Source organism: Enterococcus sp. LJL99, assembly GCF_054871725.1.
In genome coordinates this window covers 361,658-384,155 of the sequence record NZ_JBTXLT010000003.1, presented here as the reverse complement: position 1 = coordinate 384,155, position 22,498 = coordinate 361,658, and the positions used below count along the sequence as shown (strand labels likewise).

The window sequence follows — 22,498 nt, the reverse complement described above, 5'->3', positions numbered from 1 at the left end:
TGCATTTATTTTTAGAGGAGTTTTTTTATGAAAAAAATAAAAAGCTAAAGAACTGGGATGTAATAAAACATCTGTTCTTTAGTCTATTTATATTTTAAATTAAATGATCTATTTCAGACACTTCCTAAAAGCAATTGATCATCTTTCATTTCTGTTCCACTATTTTGATGGAACATTTCCATTAATTGATTAACGGTCAATTCTTTTTTCTTTTCAGCAGGAACGTCTACTACGACTTGCCCTTGATGAAGCATGATTAGGCGATTACCATAACGAATCGCATCTTCCATATCATGTGTGACCATAAAAGCTGTTAAATTTTGTTCTTTGATTAATTTATCTGTTAGCTCCATAACAGTCAGTGATGTTTTTGGATCTAGTGCAGCAGTATGTTCATCGAGCAAAATCAATTCAGGTCGAATGAGTGTTGCCATTAGTAAAGTGATGGCTTGACGTTGACCGCCAGAAAGTAACCCAATTTCAGCTGTTAAGCGATTTTCTAAGCCTAAATTTAAACTAGCTAATTGTTCTTTGAAAAAAGAGCGGTCATTTTTTTTCACACCATTACTTAAGCCGCGTTTTTTACCACGCTTCATTGCTAGAGCCATGTTTTCTTCGACTGTTAAACGAACGGCAGTCCCCATTTTTGGATCTTGGAAAACGCGACTGATTTGTTTTGAGCGAGCTACGACTTTTTGTTTAGTAATCTCTTTATCATTTAGAAAAATTTGTCCTTCTTCAATGGGTAACGTACCAGCAATGCTATTAAGAAGCGTTGATTTACCCGCTCCGTTCCCACCGATAATCGTGATGAATTCACCTTGATTGATTGTTAAATCGATTCCTTTTAGCACATGATTTTCATTAACAGTGCCACGTTCAAAATATTGGTGTAGATTTTTAATCGTTAATACAGGTTGCATTAGTTGGCTCCTCCTTTTTTCTTTTTGAGTTTAGAAAAGCCCAATTTTTTTTGAATTAATGGTGAAGACAAACAAATGACAAGAATAATAGCTGAGAATAATTTCAAATCTGCTGGATCGACGTTTAATTCTAGGACACAAGCTAAAATAAAACGGTAAAGGATTGCACCAATCACGATAGTAACAAGACGGATACCCAATGATTTATTTCTAAATAAAACTTCTGCAATAATGATTGAGGCTAAACCAATAACGATGGTTCCGATACCTGAATTTAAGTCGGCAAAGCTGTTGTTTTGTACTAACAATGCGCCAGCTAAAGCGATACAGCCATTTGAGAGCATATAGCCAATGATTTTCATATTATCTGTTTTGATACCATTTGCTTCACTCATATCAATATTGTCTCCAGTTGCACGAGTCGCTAAACCGATTTCGGTTCTGAAGAATAAAACCAATAAGACAATAACCAATAAAACAATCAGTAAACCGACGAAAATGACACTATTTGTTTTTGAAAGACCTAGTGCTTGAGCAGGACTAAAAATAGTCTTTGTTCCAGTTAATGAAATGTTTGGTGCCTTCATAATTCGGTTGTTGATACTGTATAATCCGGTCATAGTAATAATTCCGGCAAGTAAAGCAGGTATTTTTAACTTGGTATGTAATAATCCCGAAACTAGTCCAGCAATCATTCCCGCTAAAAATGCAATAATTAAAGCGAAAATTGGTGTCATGATTGGATGGAGACCTAAAATAGATTGAATCGGAGCTGGCCATGTACTTGGCTCTTTAACCAAAGTGACAGCTGCCACCGCCCCACCTAAAGGGAAACTTCCTTCTGTCGTCAAATCGGCAATGTCTAAAATGCGATAAGTTAAATAAACACCGATAGCTAAGAGAGACCATAATAGGCCCTGAGAAGTAGAAGAAAGTAAAATCGTAAATATGTCGGTCAAAAAAATCAACTTCTTTCAATAGAATTAGTTAGTAAGTAGACAGAATAAACGTAAGAAGTGAACTGAAATTTTAAAAAGATGATGTTGTCATTTCAGTTCAACTTCAAAGTTTTTTCGCTTCCGTTTACTTGTTAGATTACTAGATTATGGTGCTTTGATTGTATCAGGGTCGATTCCAATCGCTTCAGCCATTTCTTTATTTACAAATAATTCAAGATTTTTCGCTTTTTCTACAGGCATCGTTGCGGGTTCTGCTTCACCTTTAAGGATTTTAGCGGCCATTACACCTGTTTGTTTACCTAAATCTGTGTAGTTAATTCCAATAGTTGCTAAAGCACCGTTTTCTACTTGTTCAATAGAACCAGCTACAATCGGAATTTTTTTCTCTTTTGCTACATCCCCAATTACGGCAGCAGCGGAAGCGAAAGTATTATCTGTAGGAATGTAAATTCCATCGACATCTTTAGCTAAACTAGTTGTCACCTGTTGTACATCATTCGTTGAGTTTGCGGTTAAGACTTTTGTTTTTACGCCAGCATCTTTTAATGCTTTTTCTGCTAAGTCAGCTTGGATTTTTGAATTTGATTCGCCAGCGTTGTACATGATTCCAATGGTTTTAGCATCAGGAACGATATTTAAAAGTAGTTCGATTTGTTTGTCGATAGCGACCATATCAGTTGTACCAGTAACATTACCACCAGGTTTTTCGTCTGAGTCAACAAGTTTAGCATCGACTAAATCAGTGACGGCAGTTACTGTGATAGGAATTTCTGTTGTTTCGTTTAGTAAAGATTGAGCTGCTGGTGTACCGATTCCTAATAACAAATCGGGTTTATCTTTGACTAATTTTTCACTCATACTTTTTAATTGAGCTTGATCATTTTGAGCATTGCTGTATTCAATAGTTAGATTTTCGCCTTCTGTAAAACCATTTTCAGCAAGACCTTCTTTAAACCCTTTGAACGCAGCATCTAAAGAAGCATGCTCAACCGGTTGTAATACGCCGATTTTTTTGTTGTCCGAATTGTTCTCGCCATCTGCTTTTTTTTCGTTGCCGCAAGCGCTAATAGTTAATAGTGCTAAGGCAGATAAAATACTGAAACCTAATACTCTTTTCTTCATCTTTATTTCCTCCAAATTTTATAGTTGTGAAACAAAAAATCCATTTAGACAGCACGCCTAAATGGATGATAAAAGTCATAGTATACTTTGTCATAGGCCACTTAGAGGTCGTCTACGTGGCTGCTTGTTCAATGCAAAATGCCCTAGCCATCATAGATACAAAAACAGGTTTTTGTCATTTGCACCCATGAGTTCACGAATACAAATCTATCTAAAATAGCTAAAGTAAGTGGGATTCAATTGTACGTTTGTTGAGCATGTCATAAGAATCTCCTCCGCCAAATGAATTGTATCTATTATAAGGGAGAAAATAGATGCCTGTCAATCATTTAAACTAAATTTTCTGATAATTCTTATTATAACGTAGTTGCTAATTGATTTAAAAAAAATGAATAGATATATGTAAATGGAAAACTGCATGAAAAAAATACAAATAGTAGTTAAAATAAATAAAATGTAAAAATAAAATGGACTAAAAAATAAAAAAATGAGAAATAAAGGTTATGATTATGCAATTTATTCGTTTCATGATAAAATCCAATTGATTTTAAATAACTATTTTAGGAGGATGCATTATGCGTTCAAAAAAATTAATGACACTGATTGTAACAGGAGCAGCCGCAGTATTTCTACTAGCCGCATGTGGCAGTGATCAAGACAAGTCTAAAGATAGTTCTTCTGATAGTAAAACAGAAGAAACAGCATCTAGTTCTACTACAGATGTTGTCACCACAGCATCCATTAGTGATAAACCTGAAGTACTTGAAAAAGCTTTAGGAAAAGATGGAAATTGGATCGTTGCTGCAACAGCAGACGTTACTTTTGATAAAGATGTGACTGCTTCTGGAGAGTTCCACGATAAAGGAAAATCTTCTGAAGATATCTACAGAAAATTAGCATTGTACTCACAAGATGATGATCGTAAAGTAACTGCTGAATACACGATGACAGTACCTGAATTAGTGGTTGAATCTGAAAACTTCAACATCGTTCACGGAACAGTCAAAGGGGACATCTTGGTTAAAGCAAATGGCTTTGTTTTAGATGGAACTAAAGTTGATGGTAAAGTGACTTTTGAAAAAGAAGAGTACAAAACATCTGCTACTTTAGATAAAGATGGTGCTGAAGTAACTGGTGAAGTAACAGTTCAATAAGCAGTTTTTCATTTAAAAAAATAAATGTTCTAAGCAAACACATTTTGAGTGATTTTTACTCAGTTTGTGTTTGCTTTTTTGTCTAGTTTTTATGAAAATACCATCTGAAAATTGCTTGACTTTTACTATAGAAAGAAGTAAAATGTATAGATGCAAAAACTATCTGAAAAATGCTGAAGCAGGAGCGAAATATTGTCCGTTCCGGTTTTAAATAGGGAAACAAAAATAGAGACGCAGGAGAAAATTTTCAAGAGCATAGTCTATTTTTGGTTTTTTTTTGCCTAAAAAGCCGCAAAAAATGCTTGTTGTTACTGATATTTAATATTTGTAACAATAAAGAAATAATTCGGTTAGTGTTTTGAATAAACTTTATTTAGAGGGGTGAAGAGCTTGGCTGGACACGTAGTAAAATACGGAAAGCACCGCGAACGTAGAAGTTTCGCACGGATCAGTGAAGTGTTGGAATTACCAAACTTAATTGAAATTCAAACAGACTCTTATCAATGGTTTTTAGATGAGGGACTTAGAGAAATGTTTGAGGACATTTTACCAATTGACGATTTTCAAGGCAATTTATCGCTGGAATTTGTAGATTATGAATTGAAAGAACCAAAATACACGGTTGAAGAAGCGCGTTCACATGATGCAAACTACTCTGCACCATTACACGTAACGTTACGTTTAACAAATCGTGAGTCAGGTGAAATCAAATCACAAGAAGTATTCTTTGGCGATTTCCCACTAATGACTGAAATGGGAACATTCATTATCAATGGAGCAGAACGAGTAATCGTTTCTCAATTGGTTCGTTCGCCAGGTGTTTATTTCCATGGGAAAGTAGACAAAAACGGAAAAGAAGGCTTTGGTTCAACTGTGATTCCTAACCGTGGCGCATGGTTAGAAATGGAAACAGATGCAAAAGATATTTCTTATGTACGTATTGACCGTACTCGTAAAATTCCGTTGACTGTATTGGTTCGTGCGCTTGGTTTTGGTTCAGACGATACAATTTTTGAAATTTTCGGTGAATCTCTAAGTTTACGTAATACAATCGAAAAAGATTTACACAAGAATGCAAGTGATACTCGTACAGAGGAAGGCTTGAAAGATATTTATGAGCGTCTTCGCCCAGGCGAGCCTAAAACAGCAGATAGTTCTCGTAACTTATTAAATGCTCGTTTCTTTGATCCAAAACGTTATGACTTAGCAAATGTAGGTCGCTATAAAGTAAATAAAAAATTAGATTTAAAAACACGCTTATTGAACTTGACGTTAGGTGAAACATTAGTTGATCCTGAAACAGGTGAAATTTTAGTTGAAAAAGATACTGTTTTAACACACCAAGTGATGGAAACATTAGGTGAACATATTGATAATGGGTTAAATAGTGTGACATTCTATCCTTCAGAAGATGGCGTAGTCACAGAACCTATGACCGTTCAAGTGATCAAAGTGCTTTCACCAAAAGATCCAGAGCGTATTGTTAACGTAATCGGTAATGGTTACCCAGATACAAGTGTGAAAACAGTTCGTCCAGCGGATATTATTGCATCAATGAGTTATTTCTTTAATTTGATGGAAGATATCGGTAATGTGGATGACATCGATCACTTAGGAAATCGTCGTATCCGTTCAGTTGGTGAATTATTACAAAATCAATTCCGTATTGGTTTAGCCCGTATGGAACGTGTGGTTCGTGAAAGAATGTCAATCCAAGATACAGAAACATTGACACCACAACAATTAATTAATATTCGCCCAGTTGTTGCAAGTATCAAAGAATTCTTTGGTTCTTCTCAATTGTCTCAGTTCATGGATCAAACCAATCCATTAGGAGAATTGACACACAAACGTCGTCTTTCTGCTTTAGGACCTGGTGGTTTGACTCGTGACCGTGCCGGCTATGAAGTTCGAGACGTTCACTATTCCCACTATGGTCGTATGTGTCCAATCGAAACGCCTGAGGGTCCGAATATTGGATTGATCAATAGTTTATCTAGTTATGCGAAAGTGAATAAATTTGGGTTTATTGAAACGCCTTATCGTCGTGTTGATCGTGCAACTGGAAAAGTAACGGACCAAGTGGATTATTTGACTGCTGACACAGAAGACCATTACATCGTAGCGCAAGCGAACTCACGATTAAATGAAGATGGTACGTTTGCAGAAGATGTCGTTATGGCTCGTCTACAAAGTGAAAACTTGGAAGTTGATATCGATAAAGTCGATTACATGGATGTGTCACCAAAACAGGTAGTTGCAGTCGCAACAGCATGTATTCCTTTCTTGGAAAACGATGACTCCAACCGTGCCTTGATGGGTGCCAACATGCAACGTCAAGCCGTGCCATTGGTTCAACCTCGTTCGCCTCTAGTAGGAACTGGGATGGAATACAAATCAGCCCATGACTCGGGTGCTGCATTACTATGTAAACATGATGGAGTCGTTGAATATGTGGATGCTGCAGAAGTGCGTGTTCGTCGTGATAACGGTGCATTAGATAAATATATGGTCACAAAATTCCGTCGTTCAAATTCTGGAACAAGTTATAACCAACGTCCAATCGTTCTTTTAGGCGAAAAAGTGGAAAAAGGCGATACTTTAGCTGATGGTCCTTCAATGGAAGAAGGAGAAATGGCTTTAGGTCAAAACGTTTTAGTTGGATTCATGACTTGGGAAGGGTACAACTATGAAGATGCGATCATCATGAGCCGTCGCTTGGTGAAAGATGATGTTTATACATCTATTCATATTGAAGAGTATGAATCAGAAGCTCGTGATACAAAATTAGGACCTGAAGAAATCACTCGTGAAATTCCAAACGTTGGGGAAGATGCATTGAAAGACCTTGACGAAATGGGAATCATCCGAATTGGTGCTGAAGTAAAAGACAATGATTTATTAGTAGGTAAAGTCACTCCTAAAGGGGTAACTGAGTTATCTGCAGAAGAACGTCTATTACATGCAATTTTTGGTGAAAAAGCGCGTGAAGTACGTGATACTTCTTTACGTGTTCCTCATGGTGGTGGCGGAATCGTTCACGATGTGAAGATCTTTACCCGTGAAGCAGGCGATGAACTTTCTCCAGGCGTGAATATGTTGGTTCGTGTCTATATCGTTCAAAAACGTAAGATTAACGAAGGAGATAAGATGGCCGGTCGTCATGGTAATAAAGGGGTTGTATCCCGTATCATGCCGGAAGAAGATATGCCATTTTTACCGGATGGAACACCAATCGATATCATGTTAAACCCACTAGGGGTACCATCACGTATGAATATCGGACAAGTATTAGAGTTACACTTAGGGATGGCTGCTCGTCAATTAGGCATTCACATCGCTACACCAGTATTTGATGGTGCAAATGATGATGATGTTTGGGAAACTGTTCGTGAAGCTGGTATGGCTAGTGATGCGAAAACAGTTCTTTACGATGGACGTACAGGGGAACCATTTGATAACCGTATTTCTGTCGGTGTGATGTATATGATTAAATTGGCCCACATGGTTGATGATAAATTACATGCTCGTTCTATCGGACCTTACTCACTAGTTACGCAACAACCACTTGGTGGTAAAGCGCAATTTGGTGGACAACGTTTTGGTGAGATGGAAGTATGGGCACTGGAAGCTTACGGTGCTGCTTATACCTTACAAGAAATTTTAACATACAAATCTGATGACGTAGTTGGTCGTGTGAAAACATACGAAGCAATCGTCAAGGGTGAGCCAATTCCAAAACCAGGCGTACCAGAATCATTCCGCGTATTGGTAAAAGAATTACAATCACTTGGATTAGACATGCGTGTATTGGACATTGAAGAGCAAGAAATCGAATTACGTGATATGGATGACGATGATGATGACTTGATTACTGTTGATGCCCTAACAAAATTTGCAGAACAACAATCAGCGAAACAACTAGAAAAAGAAGCGGAAGCTGCTAAAGTTTCTGCAGAAGAAGATTTAACGCAAGAAATTGAAACAGCAGAAGATGTTCAAGACTAATTCTTTGTTGCCTGATTAAAGTTTGCTCGTTTAAAGTAAGTCCAAATGGAAGAGGTGGGACAAAAGCGATAAGCTTTGCGAACCGATTAGCTGCTTTTGTCTCACCTACATTATTGGATTTACAGAAATAGTGAGAGCAGAAAAGAGTTAGGAGGCGTTGGAATTCTTAAGTAATTCCACTGTATCCAACTGATTTCTACAAAAAATCTATCTTGCTGAAAAGTACAAGTCGTCTGGCAATAGTTGAACGGTCAAGAAGTGATTTTAGATTACGACATGCTGTTTAATCAATTGTGCTAGTTCTACCTATCAAGAAATGGAGGGAATCCCTTTTGATCGATGTAAATAAATTCGAAAGTATGCAAATTGGTTTGGCTTCTCCAGAGAAGATCAGAAGTTGGTCTTACGGTGAAGTAAAAAAACCAGAAACGATTAACTATCGTACATTAAAACCTGAACGTGAAGGGTTGTTCTGTGAGCGTATTTTTGGTCCTACTAAAGACTGGGAATGTGCTTGTGGAAAATATAAACGTATTCGTTATAAAGGTATTGTTTGTGACCGTTGTGGAGTGGAAGTGACTCGTTCTAAAGTTCGTCGTGAACGTATGGGACACATCGAGTTAGCAGCTCCAGTTTCACACATCTGGTACTTTAAAGGTATTCCGTCTCGTATGGGTCTTGTGTTAGACATGAGTCCTCGTGCCTTAGAAGAAATTATTTATTTTGCTTCTTATGTGGTAATCGATGCTGGTGATACGTCATTAGAGAAAAAACAATTATTAACAGAACGTGAATATCGTGATAAACGTGATCAATATGGTCAAGGTTTTTCTGCAGCAATGGGTGCGGAAGCTGTTAAACAATTATTAGATAACGTTGATTTAGATGGCGAAGTCGCTTCTTTGAAAGAAGAATTGAAAACGGCACAAGGTCAAAAAAGAACACGTGCAATTCGTCGCTTGGATATTTTAGAAGCTTTTCGTGCTTCTGGAAATGAACCAAGCTGGATGGTTATGGATGTTATTCCAGTTATTCCACCAGATTTACGTCCAATGGTTCAATTAGAAGGTGGTCGTTTTGCGACAAGTGATTTGAATGATTTGTATCGTCGTGTAATTAACCGTAACAATCGTTTGAAACGTTTGTTAGACTTAAATGCACCAAATATCATTGTTCAAAATGAAAAACGTATGTTACAAGAAGCGGTAGATGCGTTAATCGATAATGGTCGTCGTGGTCGTCCAGTAACAGGACCAGGAAATCGTCCGTTAAAATCTCTTTCACATATGCTAAAAGGGAAACAAGGTCGTTTCCGTCAAAACTTATTGGGTAAACGTGTCGATTACTCTGGCCGTTCAGTTATCGTAGTTGGACCGAACTTGAAGATGTATCAATGTGGTTTACCAAAAGAAATGGCGATCGAGTTGTTCAAACCATTCGTTATGCGTGAATTGGTTCAACGTGAAATCGCAACAAACATCAAAAACGCAAAGAGAAAAATCGAGCGTGGAGAAGATGAAGTTTGGGATATCTTGGAAGAAGTAATCCAAGAGCATCCAGTTTTACTAAACCGAGCACCTACGTTGCATAGATTGGGTATCCAAGCATTTGAACCTGTCTTAGTTGAAGGACGCGCAATCAGACTTCACCCATTAGTATGTGAAGCGTATAATGCCGATTTCGATGGAGACCAAATGGCGGTACACGTACCGTTGAATGAAGAAGCACAGGCAGAAGCACGTATGTTAATGCTTGCGGCTCAAAACATCTTGAATCCTAAAGATGGAAAACCAGTGGTTACACCTTCTCAGGATATGGTATTAGGAAACTATTACTTAACGATGGAAGAAGAAGGTCGTGAAGGTGAAGGAATGATCTTCCGTGACATGAATGAAGCAGTATTGGCATGGCGTAATGGCTATGTTCACTTGCATTCACGTATCGGTGTTCAAACAACTTTACTTGGAGACAAACCATTTACAGATTGGCAAAAGGAACGTATTTTAGTTACAACTGTAGGTAAAATCATCTTTAACGAAATTATGCCAATCGAGTTCCCTTACTTGAATGAACCAACAGATTATAACTTAACAGTTCAAACACCTGATAAGTATTTCGTTGAAGCAGGGACTGATATTCCAGCTCATATTAAAGAGCAAGAATTAGTGTTGCCATTCAAGAAGAAAAATCTAGGAAATATCATTGCAGAAGTCTTCAAACGATTCCATATCACTGAAACTTCTAAGATGTTAGATAGAATGAAAGACTTAGGTTATAAACATTCTACACATGCTGGGATGACTGTTGGTATTGCGGATATCATGGTTTTACATGAAAAACAAGCGATTATTGATGATGCCCACAAACAAGTAGAAAATATTACAAAACAATTCCGTCGTGGTTTGATTACTGATGACGAGCGTTATGAACGTGTTATTGGCGTGTGGAATGCAGCTAAAGATGAAATCCAACAAAAACTGATCGAAAGTATGGATGCAAAAAATCCAATCTTCATGATGTCAGATTCTGGAGCCCGTGGTAACATCTCCAACTTTACTCAGCTTGCTGGGATGCGTGGATTGATGGCCGCTCCAAATGGACGTATCATGGAATTGCCAATCATCTCAAACTTCCGTGAAGGACTTTCTGTCTTAGAGATGTTTATCTCAACTCATGGAGCGCGTAAAGGGATGACCGATACCGCCTTGAAGACAGCCGATTCTGGATACTTGACACGTCGTTTAGTTGACGTAGCGCAAGATGTAATTATTCGTGAAGATGATTGTGGAACGGATCGTGGTTTAGATATCGAAGCAATCCGTGAAGGAAATGAAATCATCGAACCATTAGAAGAACGTCTATTGGGTCGTTATACACGTAAATCAATTACAAATCCTGAAACAGGTAAGATGATTATTGATGAAAATCAACTGATTACAGAAGATATTTCAAAAGAAATCGTTGATGCTGGGATTGAAAAAGTAACCATCCGTTCAGTCTTTACATGTAATACGAAACATGGTGTATGTAAACATTGTTACGGCCGTAACTTAGCGACTGGTTCTGGTGTTGAAGTTGGGGAAGCAGTTGGAACAATTGCCGCTCAATCAATTGGAGAACCTGGTACTCAGTTGACGATGCGTACGTTCCATACAGGTGGGGTTGCCGGTGATGATATCACACAAGGTCTCCCTCGTGTCCAAGAAATCTTTGAAGCACGTAATCCTAAAGGACAAGCAGTTATCACTGAAGTTACTGGTGAAGTCATCGATATTTCTGAAGATCCTGCAACACGTCAAAAAGAAGTAACCATCAAAGGAAAAACAGATACACGTACGTATACAGTACCGTATACTGCACGTATGAAAGTAGTAGAAGGAGATATTATCCACCGTGGTGCACCACTGACAGAAGGTTCGATTGATCCAAAACAATTACTACAAGTACGTGATGTGCTTTCTGTTGAAAACTACCTATTGCGTGAAGTACAACGTGTTTACCGTATGCAAGGGGTAGAAATCGGCGATAAACATATCGAAGTAATGGTTCGTCAAATGCTTCGTAAAGTTCGTGTCATGGATCCAGGTGATACAGATATCTTGCCAGGAACATTACTTGATATTGCTGAATTTAAAGATCGTAACTACGATACATTGGTCGCTGGTGGCGTACCTGCAACAAGCCGTCCAGTTTTACTAGGAATCACAAAAGCATCATTAGAAACAAACAGTTTCTTATCTGCTGCGTCATTCCAAGAAACGACTCGTGTGTTAACAGATGCAGCGATTCGTGGCAAAAAAGATCCATTACTTGGATTGAAAGAAAATGTTATCATCGGTAAGATCATTCCAGCTGGTACTGGTATGGCTCGTTACCGTAACATGGAACCAAAAGAAGTCGGCGTAGCGAGCGAAAATGTGTACAGTATCTCTGATATTGAAGCACAAATGGCAGCTGAAGATGCGTTGAATGAATTAAATAGTTAATAAAATTAAGGTTGGAACACAGACGATGGTTTCGTTTTGTTCCAACCTATATTTTTATTATTATTCATTTAACAAAAAAATCATTTAAAAAATTTTTAATTATTAAATAGGAGGTATGTGATGAGCAATAATTTAAAGCGGCAAAAAGATACTATAGATTTTCGTTTAGCTCAAAAAGAAGAGCTACCATTCGTTATCAACTTGTTTGCGGAGTCTTTTAAAAATGATCCATTAATCAATTTTTTCAATCCAACAGGGAAAAACCAACCTAAATTTGTACATGATTTATTTTCGGTAAATACTATATCTTATTTTCGAAAACATCTTTGTTTTGTAGCGACGATTCAAAATCAAATCGTTGCAGCGGCATTAGTCAAAAAGAAAGCTGCTGGTGAGGTTGATTTTTTAGATTATACATTAGCTGGCGGATGGAAATTAATCAATGATTTAGGATTGCGTAGCTTCTTAAAATTTATGCAGATTTATGAGAAAGCGCAGGAAGCGTGTAAAAAGCTTGGTTCGGATGTATGGTATGTAGACACATTGGCTGTTAGTAAACAACGACAAGGGGAAGGGATTGGAGGACGCGTATTACAAGAGTGTGTGCTTTCTTATATAAAGAAACATGGTGGTGGAACAGTCGCATTAATGACCCAAAATAGAAATAATCTTAAGTTTTATAGCAGTAATGGTTTTGCTAATTTTTCAAATGATACATTAACTAATGAAGACGATACAATTGAAAATTTTAGCTTTAAGCAACAAATAAACTGATTAAAAAAAGTGAGTGGGACAAAAACGGTTAGCTTCGAGAAACAAGTAGGTACAATGCATCATCGACTCACTAAGTTCTTTGTGATTTATCACAATAAGAAGGAATTTCCGAAAGAACTGTTTTTGTTCTACTCACCACTTTCTTCGTTATTATTTTTTTATTTCAGAAGCTGCTTCTTGATCCAAAACGATAGTCAAATTTGGATGAAGTTGCAATAATGAAGCGGGAACGTCATTTGTGATTGGTCCGAAAAAGGCTTTTTTAATGATTTCAGCTTTTGATTTTCCTGTTGCAAACAAAACGATTTCTTTGGCGCGCATGACACTTTTTGGCCCCATAGTGACATAAAAGTCTGGACATTCCTCCTCATCACCGCCAACTTCATGTAGTAACACTTCTCTCATTCCTGGTACAGCACTTTCGTCGACACGAGTCGTTAAATCTTCAAAGGTAGTCGTTCCAGGTAAATTTCCGCAATAATGTCCATCAGATCCAATTCCCAATAAAATTAAATCTAGTCCACCATCTTGCTCGATCCTTGTATCCTGACTAGTATAATTTTTTTCGTCGAGTACATGAATTTTTGCAGGATCGATTTTAGCGGGTTCGAAAAAAAGTTTATTTAAATTCGACATCGTGATCCCATAACCTTTTTTCTTTTTAAAAGGAACTTCATCAAAGTTATAGTAATGAACATTGTCTAAGTAAGTTTTTTCTTTAACATCCTTGATCAAATATTCATACATTTTTACAGGAGTTGAACCAGCAGTGATTGATAAATTTACGCGCTTATTTTGATACATTTTTCCTAAAAGAATATTTGCTGTCACACGGCTCATTTCGTCATAATTTTTTTCAATAATAATTTTCATTTCATCCACCTCGTTTTAATTAGTTGACTAAACTGTAACATGTGGGAAGCATCCCATGTCAAGTGAAATTTGCAAAAAAGCAAATCAATGTCATTATTTGTCTTTCGGGTTTATGATAGATAAAAGAAGAGGTGAGGCATTGATGGAACAACGTATAGAAAAAGCTATTTTTGCGGGTGGCTGTTTTTGGTGTATGGTCAAACCATTTACTAGTCAGGCTGGTATTCTTTCGGTTGTGTCAGGATACACTGGTGGACATGTAGTTGATCCAACTTATGATTTAGTAACGACTGGAACAACAGGACATACAGAAGCAGTAGAAATTACTTATGATCCTGACATAATCTCTTATCAAGAATTAGTGGAAATCTATTGGCAACAAACGGATCCTACTGATGCATTAGGACAATTTGCAGACCGAGGGGATTCTTATAGACCCGTGATATTTTATGCAAATGAAGAACAAAAAGAGATTGCGGAAAAATCAAAAGCGGCGTTACAAGCAAGTGGTCGTTTTAGTCAGCCAATTGTAACTAAAATAGAACCAGCACAAATTTTTTACCCAGCAGAAGATTACCATCAAGATTATTATAAGAAAAATGCTGTTCATTATAATTTATATCGCGAAGGTTCAGGAAGAGCGGGTTTTATTCGTAAAAATTGGAAGAAATAGCCAAAATAAGTTTACGAAAATATAGTTAATGAAAGAAGCTGAGATACTTGTCAAACGTGATAATATTTCAGCTTCTTTTTTTCGTTGAAACAAAATCAATAGCGCGAATTTGTTAAATATAATTAAGGTCTTAATAAGCTAGATTGTCCTTACAAATTCAGTATTATATAATTTATTATAATAAGTTGTTTGATTGGGTTTCTTTTTAAGGATTAAATTTTCAAATCAATATAATGATAAAAAAGGAGTTTTTGTATGAAATCTATCAAGGTGTTTGTTGTGGTTCTTTTTTTGCTGGTTTTATCTTCTTGCTCTAGGAAGACAACGGAAAGTATCGGTCAAACAGATCAATATTCTGAACGTGAGATTCAGTCAGCGATGACGACAGTTGAAAATCAATATAAAGAATATGTTCCTGGAGTTTTCGGTGGCAAACTGAGTTCGTTAACGTTTGATGAAAAAGAGTCTGATGGAGTGCTTAAAAGTTTTCAAGGTGTTTTAGATAGTAAGGAAGACGCCGAGAAGATTGCTTTTAGCTCAGAAATCAGGACCGGTATAAGTGCAGGAACATTATCCGATTTTACTACGTATTCTTTTTATTGGATACTAGAAAAAAAGGAAGAATGGGAGATAGTTTATGGCGGTTTTTTAAATTAACACGTGCTTGAAAAATAGCTAGATGTTCGAATTTGGTGGAAATCAAGAATGGAAAGTCAAATACTGAGAGCGAGTTCCACCAAATTTTTAAAATTTTCAGATAATCGTAAAGCTAAATCAAGAAAAAATGGAAGACAATAAACAAACCAATACTTAAAAAAGGTACAAAAGGTAATTCAATAATGGAATTGCCTAATACATACTTAAAAATCAGAATAAACAGAAGCCCACTCACACTAGCAACTAATAGCAAAATAGTCAATGGAAAGCTACCTAAAAATAATCCCCAAATACTAATCAATAAAATATCTCCACCTCCAAGTTGTTCTTTTTTATTTAAATTAAAAAGAGAAAGTCCAATAAATAAAGCTCCTGCAGTGAAAAAGTGGATGGGGAAACTTAAATAAAGATGAAAGAAACATAAAAGAGCCGTTGAAATAAAGAGAATTTTTGGTTCCACAATCAAATAAAGAAGATCGGTCAATGAAAGAACATACGCCATCAGTAAAAATAGCAATCGATAGCAGGTATAAAAATTAAAACCACCTATAAAAGAATAACAAAAAAGTAATCCACAAAGAAACTCACTAAAAAAATAAAGAGTAGAGATTTTTCTTTTACAATAACGACAACGGAATTTTTGTAGTATGATAGAGAAGAGCGGAATCAGTTCAAAAAATTGTAATGGTTGTTTACAGTAAGTACAATGAGATCGTGGTGTAAGGATTGATTTTCCTAAGGGCAGTCGTTCTGCTACTAGAGAAAAAAAGGAACCCATTACACAACCCGTAATGAAAATAAAACTAAGCATAGTATTCTCCTTTCTACTAGAGGAAGCCCGAAAATGATTAAAGCCGGTAACCTCTGCTGGATTTTTTTGAAATAAAAAAGTAAGTAAGACACGTTTAAAGCGTTGTTTATGTGATTTTAGTTTTTAGTCAGGATATAATTATATACGCAAAAAAAGGCGTATATTATTTTTGAAAGCAGAAAATTTAGTATGAAATGAGGCAGAAAAATGACGCGATTATCAGTTGGGATTGATATGGGGACAACGCAAACAAAAGCAGTTGTTTTTGATGAGCAAGGAAAAGTGAAGACAACTTGCTATCAACGCTATCCGTTAATTCAAGAAACGGTAGGAATGGCAGAACAAGAGCCAGAAGCAATTTTTCAAGCGGTGATTTATTGTTTATCCAGTGTTGTAGAAGCTGTTTATCCGCAACAAATTGATATCGTTTCTTTTTCGACAGCAATGCATAGTTTGATTGTTATGAATCAAAAAAATGTGCCTCTAACACGTGTCATTACTTGGGCAGATCAACGAGCGGAGGATTATTCGGATGAACTGAAAGGAACAACCCTAGGACAAACGATATATGAAAATACCGGTGTTCCGATGCACCCAATGTCTCCGTTGCATAAGATTCGTTGGTTAAAGCATGAATTTCCAGATATTTTTCAAGAAGCTGCTGTTTTTATCGGTATCAAAGAATATATTTTTTATCGTCTTTTTGGCGAATATGTGATTGATTTTAGTACAGCCTCAGGAACTGGTTTATTTAATATCCATCAGTTAAGTTGGGATCAAGAAGCACTTATGTTGGCCGATATATCAGAACATGAACTTCCGCAGATAGCGGCACCTACCAAGCAATTTTCAAAATTATTACCTCCTTGGTCAGAAGAACTAGGATTAACTTCAGAGACTATTTTTGTTTTAGGTGGTGCAGATGGTCCGCTGTCTAATTTAGGGTTAGGTGCTATTGGAAAAAATTCGGCAACCTTAACAGTAGGCACTAGTGGCGCATTCCGCGTTATTGCAAACCAACCGTACCTACATCCTCAAGCCGAAACTTTTTGCTATGTCTTGGATGAGGAACATTGGGTAATTGGTGGCGCCACGAGTAATGGCGCTGGAATTTTTGATTGGGCTTGTGGAAATCTGATGAGAGAAATACAACAACGAGCGAAAGACCTTGGAAAAAATACTTATGCAGCAGTTTTAAAGAGAATAGCTGAAGTACCAGTTGGTGCTCAAGGCTTGCTTTTTCATCCGTATTTATTAGGAGAACGAGCGCCATTATGGGATGCGGAAGCAACAGGAGCCTTTATTGGGCTGAAACGATACCACACAGAAGAAACGATGATGCGCTCAGTGATTGAAGGGATTTGTTTAAACCTTAAACGAATCGTTGTAGATTTGGAAACAATTGCTGGTTCGATGGTAGAAGTGCGTGCGACGGGTGGTTTTGCGGATTCGAAGGAATTCAAACAAATTATGGCAGATGTTCTAGGACATTCATTGGCGTTTACTCAAAGTACTGAAGCTTCGGCATTTGGAGCGGTATTTATTGGTTGGAAAAGTATAGGGAAAATAAATAGACTTGAAGAAGTTACCAATTATACTCAGATTGTCGAAGTCGTTGAAGCAGAAAAAATGGCTCAAGAACGATATCAATTGATTTATCCTTTATATTTAGCTACACAACAACAATTATCAGCGAGCTACCATTCGTTAGCTAAACTGAGGACACAATTAGAATTTGAATAAACTAATGAATAAGTAGGAGTGTGAAGAAATAGATATGAAGAAAATAATCATGGTTTCCGTTGTAATGGTTGGATTTTTATTAACTGGTTGTGGAAGTAAAGGAATTTCTGCTGAAGACGCAGGAGAATTATTAGTCGATCGGTTGATTTATCAAAAAGATGAGGATAAATTTGCAAAAGATTTCAAAGATGGTGAAGCCGTTGGCGAAGAATTAGATAACAACCGCAAACAGTTTGAAGGCAATTTTAAAGCTGGATTGACAGGTACTGGAGCAGAAATCTCTCAAAAACAAGTGGATCAATTAACTGAGGAATTATTAAAACAAGTACAAGAAAAGACAACGTATCGGATTGCGGGACTTGATGAAAAGAAAAATAAAGTGACGATTACGTACTTTATTACCGGTTTAGATTTAGTTAGTGCCATGCAAGAAATGACGCGCCAATTAATTAAAGATGCACTAGAAGATCCGGAAGTGACGGAAGATGAAGAAAAAACATTGAATATGACGATTGATATTTTGGAAGAACGAGTGAAAGCAATCAAAATCATGACGGACCCAGTTGAGCTAGATATTGTGTTAGAAAAGGAAAAAGGTAAATGGGTTATTCCGAATAATCAAAAAGACCAAATATTTAACTTATTTATGGCCTTTTTATCAGGAACAAAAGATGAAAAAACGATGGAAGCAGATTTGGAAGAAGCCTTCAATGAAGTGGCCAAAGAAATTATTGAGAATTTGGATAATCAACCAATAGGAAATAAAAAAGAGGACGATTGATTTTTATTTATAATAATTATTATTTAATATAAATTTTAAAAATGAGTAGTTTTTGGTGTACATTTCAATTCGTTCGTATTACAATAGTTAATGTAGATAAAAACTTTAGGAGGTTTTGTATAATGAAATTTGAACAAACAAAAGAAGTATTGAATCAACTAGTTGCAGACTTAAGCCAATTCTCAGTCGTGATTCACCAAACACACTGGTATATGCGTGGACCAGAATTCTTAACGTTGCATCCAAAAATGGATGAGTTTATGGATCAAATCAACGATCAATTAGATGTAATTTCAGAACGTTTGATTACTTTAGATGGTGCGCCATATTCTACTTTACAAGAATTTGCTGATCATACTGGCATTGAAGATGAAATCGGTACGTATGAACGTACAATTCCTGAACGTATGGAAAAATTAGTTGAAGGTTACCGTTATCTAGCAGACCTTTACCAAAAAGGAATTGACGTTTCTGGTGATGAAGGCGATGACTCAACACAAGATATCTTTATCGCAAATAAAACTGATATCGAAAAAAATATCTGGATGTTACAAGCAAAACTTGGTAAAGCACCTGGTATCGATGCAGGTACACGTGCAAAAACTCGTTAATTATTCGCACTAATGTGCTTGATTAAGCCAAAATTTGAGTTAGTTAAAAGCCTAAGCAAAACGATTTATTCGTTTTGTCTAGGCTTTTTTTGCTGTTTTATTCTGCTACTAAAGCTTTTTTACTGCGTTCAATTGCAGCTTTGACTTGATCAAACCCAGTTCCTCCGTAAGAATGACGACGCTCAATTGCAGTTTTAGAAGCAAGTGTTTGATAAATATCTTCCTCAATCAAAGGCGTCATTGCTTGATACTCATCTAAAGGTACATCTTGTAGATAAATCCCTTTTTTTGTACAATCCAAGACTAGTTTACCGACGATTTCGTGCGCTTGTCTGAAAGGAATTCCTTTATTTGCTAAATAATCGGCTAACTCGGTAGCATTTGAGAAATCTTTTTCGGTTGATTTCTCCATAACTTCTTTATTGAGCTTCATCGTTTCAATCATTCCCGCCATAATATCCAAACTTGTCAAAATAGTATGAGCAGTATCAAACATGCCTTCTTTGTCTTCTTGTAAGTCTTTATTATACGCCAAAGGTAATCCTTTTAAGACTGTTAATAAGCCAAACAAATCGCCATATACTCGACCTGTTTTACCACGAATCAACTCAGCCATGTCTGGGTTTTTCTTCTGTGGCATTATTGAACTACCTGTCGAAAACGTATCAGTCAATTCCACAAATTGAAATTCATGACTACACCATAAAATCAATTCTTCACAAAAACGCGAAAGATGCATCATCATGATTGAACTATTGCTTAGAAATTCTAAAATAAAATCACGATCACTAACACCATCTAAGCTATTTTCATAAATCGCTGAAAAACCTAATAATTTGGCACTATACGCGCGATCAATCGGAAAGGTTGTTCCGGCTAAAGCCGCACAACCTAGTGGAGAGATATCAATACGCTTCAAACTTTCGCTAAAACGCTCCTGATCACGTGTTAACATGCCATAATAAGCCATCATATGGTGTGCAAACGAAATAGGCTGAGCATGCTGTAAATGCGTATAACCAGGCATAATTGTTTCGATATTTTCTTCTGCTTTATGGACAAGAACTTGGCGAAATAGTTGAATTTTTTCAATCACTTCTTGCACAATGTCTTTCAAGTACAGATGCATATCCGTTGCTACTTGGTCATTTCGACTTCTACCCGTATGTAATTTTCCTGCAACAGGACCAATTTCTTCGTGTAAGTATTTTTCAATGTTTAAATGAATATCTTCATTTTCAATGGTAAAAGTTAATTCGCCAGCCGCTAATTTTTTCTGTAATACTTGTAAACCATTTTTTATTTGAGTTGCTTCCTCAGTCGTCAAGATTCCTGTTTTTTCAAGCATACTAACATGAGCTAGGCTGCCTTGAATATCTTGTTTGGCTAATTTTTGATCAAAAGGAATTGATGCACCGAATTCGTCAATCCATGCTTCACTTTTTCCTTCAAAACGTCCGCCCCATAATTTTTTCATCGTGTTCACCTCGTTGATTTGCTTTTCAGTTCTAATGGAAAAACAGCTGAGTAGTTATTATCGTCTCAGCTGTCAGTTTTGTTGTTTACGTAAAAATTTAAATTTTAGATATTAGTAATAGATTTCGCTGACAGGGGTTAATTACTCTGCAAGTAATCTCCTGTTCACCACCGTAGTGAGCATACTATCAAAATAAAATTGTTGGTTTCTTTATTTCAATCTGCCGAGAGAAAAGAAACTCACCAAGAACAAACAAAGGGGAAGTCTATGCATTAGACGAAATCGAAATAAAATCAGCGTGATTTCACATTAAATTAATTGTTTTATGACGATTTCGTTTGATACCGAATAGTGTTTAAACTGTTTCAGGCTTTTTCGCTAATTCTGCTTGTACTTCAGCATTTACTTTTGTTGGTAAGCCCCACAATTTAATGAAACCAACAGCTGCTTCTTGATCGAAGGTATCTGCAGAAGTATACGTTGCTAGATTTTCATTGTATAAACTATTTGCTGATTTACGTCCTTCAACGATTGCGTGACCTTTGAATAATTTCACACGAACCACGCCATTGACATATTTTTGCGTTGATTTCAAGAAAGCAATCAATGCATCTGTCAGTGGGTTAAACCATAATCCATCATAGATTACTTGTGATAATTGATTTTCAATTGTTGGTTTAAAATGAGCCAATTCACGAACGAAGGTTAAATCTTCTAATTCTTTGTGAGCAGTCATCAAAGTGATGGCTGCAGGACATTCGTAAACCTCACGGGATTTAATTCCTACTAAACGATTTTCTACATGATCAATTCGACCGATTCCGTGTTTTCCAGCAACATCATTCAAATGTAAAATTAAATCAGAAAGCAACATTTCTTCACCGTTGATGGCTGTTGGGACACCTTCCACAAAAGTCAATTCAATGATATCTGCTTCATTTGGCGCATCTTCTAAGCTAGAAGTTAATTCGTAAGCACCTTCTGGTGGCGTTGCCCAAGGATCTTCTAAAATTCCACATTCATTGGCACGTCCCCATAAGTTTTGATCGACTGAATAAGGACTGTCCAAATCCGCTGGAATCGGAACACCTTTTTCTTTTGCATAGTTGATTTCTTCTTCACGCGACCACTTCCATTCACGAACGGGGGCGATAATCTTTAAGTTTGGATCTAAAGAATTAATTGCTACTTCAAAACGAACTTGATCATTCCCTTTTCCTGTACACCCATGTGCAATCGTCGTTGCTCCTGTTTGATGGGCTAATTCAACTAATTTCTTTGCAATCAACGGACGTGAAAGGGCTGAAACTAGCGGGTAAGACTGTTCGTAAAACGTGTGACCTTGTAAAGCAATCAAGGCAAAGTCGTGAGCAAATTCTTCTTTTGCATCAACAGTATATGATTCAATAGCGCCCATCTGTAATGCTTTATTTTTAATGAAGTCTAAGTCTTTACGTTCGCCTACGTCTAAACAGTAAGCAATCACGTCATATCCTTCATCTACTAACCATTTTACTGCAACTGATGTATCTAAACCGCCTGAGTAGGCTAAAACAACTTTTTCTTTCATTCAAAAACGCTCCTTATCCTGTGAATATCTTTCTTGAACCCATCATAGCACCCTGAAAATTAAAAAGCAAGCATTTTTTAAATAAATATGCAAAAATATGTTGTTTATTAGAATAATATGCATTAAATAGAACGAGATATTCAATTTTATAAGATGGATTTTATAAACTAGAATTGCTTTAAATCAATGATTTAGACATTTTTTTGTTTATCACTATGAGTAATAGATCATTTTATTGCTGACTAAAATATTCAATGAATAAAATCATTCAATTTTTGAAGTAGAAGTAATAGCTGATTAAGAAATATAGGCTGCGCTAGGTGAACATTCAAATAAAGAGCTATAACTTTTTTATCGTTAAATTAAGGTACGCATT

The 22,498-nt window shown here is 36.5% G+C and carries 16 protein-coding genes; 9 read left to right on the top strand and 7 right to left on the bottom strand.

Annotated elements, in window-relative coordinates; translation table 11 throughout:
* Positions 1 to 113: 113 nt before the first annotated feature.
* The 3 genes from ACYSNW_RS07095 to ACYSNW_RS07085 form a co-directional block, all read right to left on the bottom strand.
* Positions 114 to 923 (bottom strand): ABC transporter ATP-binding protein, encoded by an 810-nt coding sequence (locus ACYSNW_RS07095; RefSeq protein WP_461743788.1) that lies wholly within the window; start codon positions 921 to 923, stop codon positions 114 to 116.
* Positions 923 to 1,873 carry an ABC transporter permease gene (locus ACYSNW_RS07090; protein ID WP_461743810.1) on the bottom strand — a complete coding sequence of 317 codons (951 nt, stop codon included), beginning with the start codon at positions 1,871 to 1,873 and terminating at the stop codon, positions 923 to 925. Before ACYSNW_RS07090 ends, ACYSNW_RS07095 begins: the two co-directional genes overlap by 1 nt.
* A gap of 153 nt (positions 1,874 to 2,026) precedes the next feature.
* The gene (locus ACYSNW_RS07085; protein ID WP_461743787.1) at positions 2,027 to 3,004 is read right to left on the bottom strand and encodes an ABC transporter substrate-binding protein; all 978 of its coding nucleotides are present in this window, start codon (positions 3,002 to 3,004) and stop codon (positions 2,027 to 2,029) included.
* Between the two features lie 575 nt (positions 3,005 to 3,579).
* Here ACYSNW_RS07085 and ACYSNW_RS07080 point away from each other — a divergent pair.
* The 4 genes from ACYSNW_RS07080 to ACYSNW_RS07065 all read left to right on the top strand — a co-directional run bounded on the left by ACYSNW_RS07080 (position 3,580) and on the right by ACYSNW_RS07065 (position 12,926).
* Complete coding sequence (locus tag ACYSNW_RS07080) at positions 3,580 to 4,158, top strand: polymer-forming cytoskeletal protein (protein WP_461743786.1); 579 nt, start codon at positions 3,580 to 3,582, stop codon at positions 4,156 to 4,158.
* Positions 4,159 to 4,548: 390 nt separating this feature from the next.
* Complete coding sequence (gene rpoB, locus ACYSNW_RS07075; RefSeq protein ID WP_461743785.1) at positions 4,549 to 8,166, top strand: DNA-directed RNA polymerase subunit beta; 3,618 nt, start codon at positions 4,549 to 4,551, stop codon at positions 8,164 to 8,166.
* A 332-nt stretch (positions 8,167 to 8,498) separates the two neighbouring features.
* Positions 8,499 to 12,152: a DNA-directed RNA polymerase subunit beta' gene (gene rpoC, locus ACYSNW_RS07070; RefSeq protein ID WP_461743784.1), complete on the top strand. Its 3,654-nt coding sequence runs from the start codon at positions 8,499 to 8,501 to the stop codon at positions 12,150 to 12,152.
* 120 nt (positions 12,153 to 12,272) lie between these two features.
* Positions 12,273 to 12,926, top strand: a complete 654-nt coding sequence (locus ACYSNW_RS07065) for a GNAT family N-acetyltransferase (protein ID WP_461743783.1) — start codon at positions 12,273 to 12,275, stop codon at positions 12,924 to 12,926.
* 150 nt (positions 12,927 to 13,076) lie between these two features.
* Here ACYSNW_RS07065 and ACYSNW_RS07060 read toward each other — a convergent pair whose 3' ends face one another.
* Positions 13,077 to 13,799, bottom strand: a complete 723-nt coding sequence (locus ACYSNW_RS07060; RefSeq protein ID WP_461743782.1) for a glucosamine-6-phosphate deaminase — start codon at positions 13,797 to 13,799, stop codon at positions 13,077 to 13,079.
* Between the two features lie 142 nt (positions 13,800 to 13,941).
* On the opposite strand from ACYSNW_RS07060, the gene msrA reads away from it, so the two are divergent.
* On the top strand, positions 13,942 to 14,472 hold the full coding sequence (gene msrA / locus ACYSNW_RS07055; RefSeq protein ID WP_461743781.1) for a peptide-methionine (S)-S-oxide reductase MsrA: 531 nt from the start codon (positions 13,942 to 13,944) through the stop codon (positions 14,470 to 14,472).
* 255 nt (positions 14,473 to 14,727) lie between these two features.
* Positions 14,728 to 15,129: a hypothetical protein gene (locus ACYSNW_RS07050; protein WP_461743780.1), complete on the top strand. Its 402-nt coding sequence runs from the start codon at positions 14,728 to 14,730 to the stop codon at positions 15,127 to 15,129.
* A gap of 112 nt (positions 15,130 to 15,241) precedes the next feature.
* On the opposite strand, the gene ACYSNW_RS07045 is transcribed toward ACYSNW_RS07050, so the two are convergent.
* Positions 15,242 to 15,940: a prepilin peptidase gene (locus tag ACYSNW_RS07045; protein WP_461743779.1), complete on the bottom strand. Its 699-nt coding sequence runs from the start codon at positions 15,938 to 15,940 to the stop codon at positions 15,242 to 15,244.
* 207 nt (positions 15,941 to 16,147) lie between these two features.
* On the opposite strand from ACYSNW_RS07045, the gene ACYSNW_RS07040 reads away from it, so the two are divergent.
* From ACYSNW_RS07040 to ACYSNW_RS07030, 3 genes are all read left to right on the top strand, one after another.
* Positions 16,148 to 17,683, top strand: coding sequence for a gluconokinase (locus ACYSNW_RS07040; protein ID WP_461743778.1), 1,536 nt, complete (start codon positions 16,148 to 16,150; stop codon positions 17,681 to 17,683).
* A 34-nt stretch (positions 17,684 to 17,717) separates the two neighbouring features.
* Complete coding sequence (locus ACYSNW_RS07035; protein ID WP_461743777.1) at positions 17,718 to 18,464, top strand: DUF5105 domain-containing protein; 747 nt, start codon at positions 17,718 to 17,720, stop codon at positions 18,462 to 18,464.
* Positions 18,465 to 18,586: 122 nt separating this feature from the next.
* Positions 18,587 to 19,075, top strand: coding sequence for a Dps family protein (locus tag ACYSNW_RS07030; RefSeq protein ID WP_461743776.1), 489 nt, complete (start codon positions 18,587 to 18,589; stop codon positions 19,073 to 19,075).
* Positions 19,076 to 19,172: 97 nt separating this feature from the next.
* Here the strand turns inward: ACYSNW_RS07030 and argH are convergent, their stop codons facing one another.
* Positions 19,173 to 20,552, bottom strand: a complete 1,380-nt coding sequence (gene argH / locus ACYSNW_RS07025) for an argininosuccinate lyase (protein ID WP_461743775.1) — start codon at positions 20,550 to 20,552, stop codon at positions 19,173 to 19,175.
* 355 nt (positions 20,553 to 20,907) lie between these two features.
* Positions 20,908 to 22,122, bottom strand: coding sequence for an argininosuccinate synthase (locus ACYSNW_RS07020; RefSeq protein ID WP_461743774.1), 1,215 nt, complete (start codon positions 22,120 to 22,122; stop codon positions 20,908 to 20,910).
* Between the last annotated feature and the right edge of the window lie 376 nt (positions 22,123 to 22,498).

What these genes read in the sequence shown, in the direction of transcription:
- ACYSNW_RS07060 (WP_461743782.1), bottom strand. Translation starts at nt 13,799, where the DNA reads ATGAAAATTATTATTGAAAAAAATTATGACGAAATGAGCCGTGTGACA.
- ACYSNW_RS07035 (WP_461743777.1), top strand. Translation starts at nt 17,718, where the DNA reads ATGAAGAAAATAATCATGGTTTCCGTTGTAATGGTTGGATTTTTATTA.
- ACYSNW_RS07040 (WP_461743778.1), top strand. Translation starts at nt 16,148, where the DNA reads ATGACGCGATTATCAGTTGGGATTGATATGGGGACAACGCAAACAAAA.
- ACYSNW_RS07045 (WP_461743779.1), bottom strand. Translation starts at nt 15,940, where the DNA reads ATGCTTAGTTTTATTTTCATTACGGGTTGTGTAATGGGTTCCTTTTTT.
- ACYSNW_RS07050 (WP_461743780.1), top strand. Translation starts at nt 14,728, where the DNA reads ATGAAATCTATCAAGGTGTTTGTTGTGGTTCTTTTTTTGCTGGTTTTA.
- ACYSNW_RS07080 (WP_461743786.1), top strand. Translation starts at nt 3,580, where the DNA reads ATGCGTTCAAAAAAATTAATGACACTGATTGTAACAGGAGCAGCCGCA.
- argH (WP_461743775.1), bottom strand. Translation starts at nt 20,552, where the DNA reads ATGAAAAAATTATGGGGCGGACGTTTTGAAGGAAAAAGTGAAGCATGG.
- ACYSNW_RS07030 (WP_461743776.1), top strand. Translation starts at nt 18,587, where the DNA reads ATGAAATTTGAACAAACAAAAGAAGTATTGAATCAACTAGTTGCAGAC.
- ACYSNW_RS07095 (WP_461743788.1), bottom strand. Translation starts at nt 923, where the DNA reads ATGCAACCTGTATTAACGATTAAAAATCTACACCAATATTTTGAACGT.
- ACYSNW_RS07085 (WP_461743787.1), bottom strand. Translation starts at nt 3,004, where the DNA reads ATGAAGAAAAGAGTATTAGGTTTCAGTATTTTATCTGCCTTAGCACTA.
- ACYSNW_RS07065 (WP_461743783.1), top strand. Translation starts at nt 12,273, where the DNA reads ATGAGCAATAATTTAAAGCGGCAAAAAGATACTATAGATTTTCGTTTA.
- msrA (WP_461743781.1), top strand. Translation starts at nt 13,942, where the DNA reads ATGGAACAACGTATAGAAAAAGCTATTTTTGCGGGTGGCTGTTTTTGG.
- ACYSNW_RS07020 (WP_461743774.1), bottom strand. Translation starts at nt 22,122, where the DNA reads ATGAAAGAAAAAGTTGTTTTAGCCTACTCAGGCGGTTTAGATACATCA.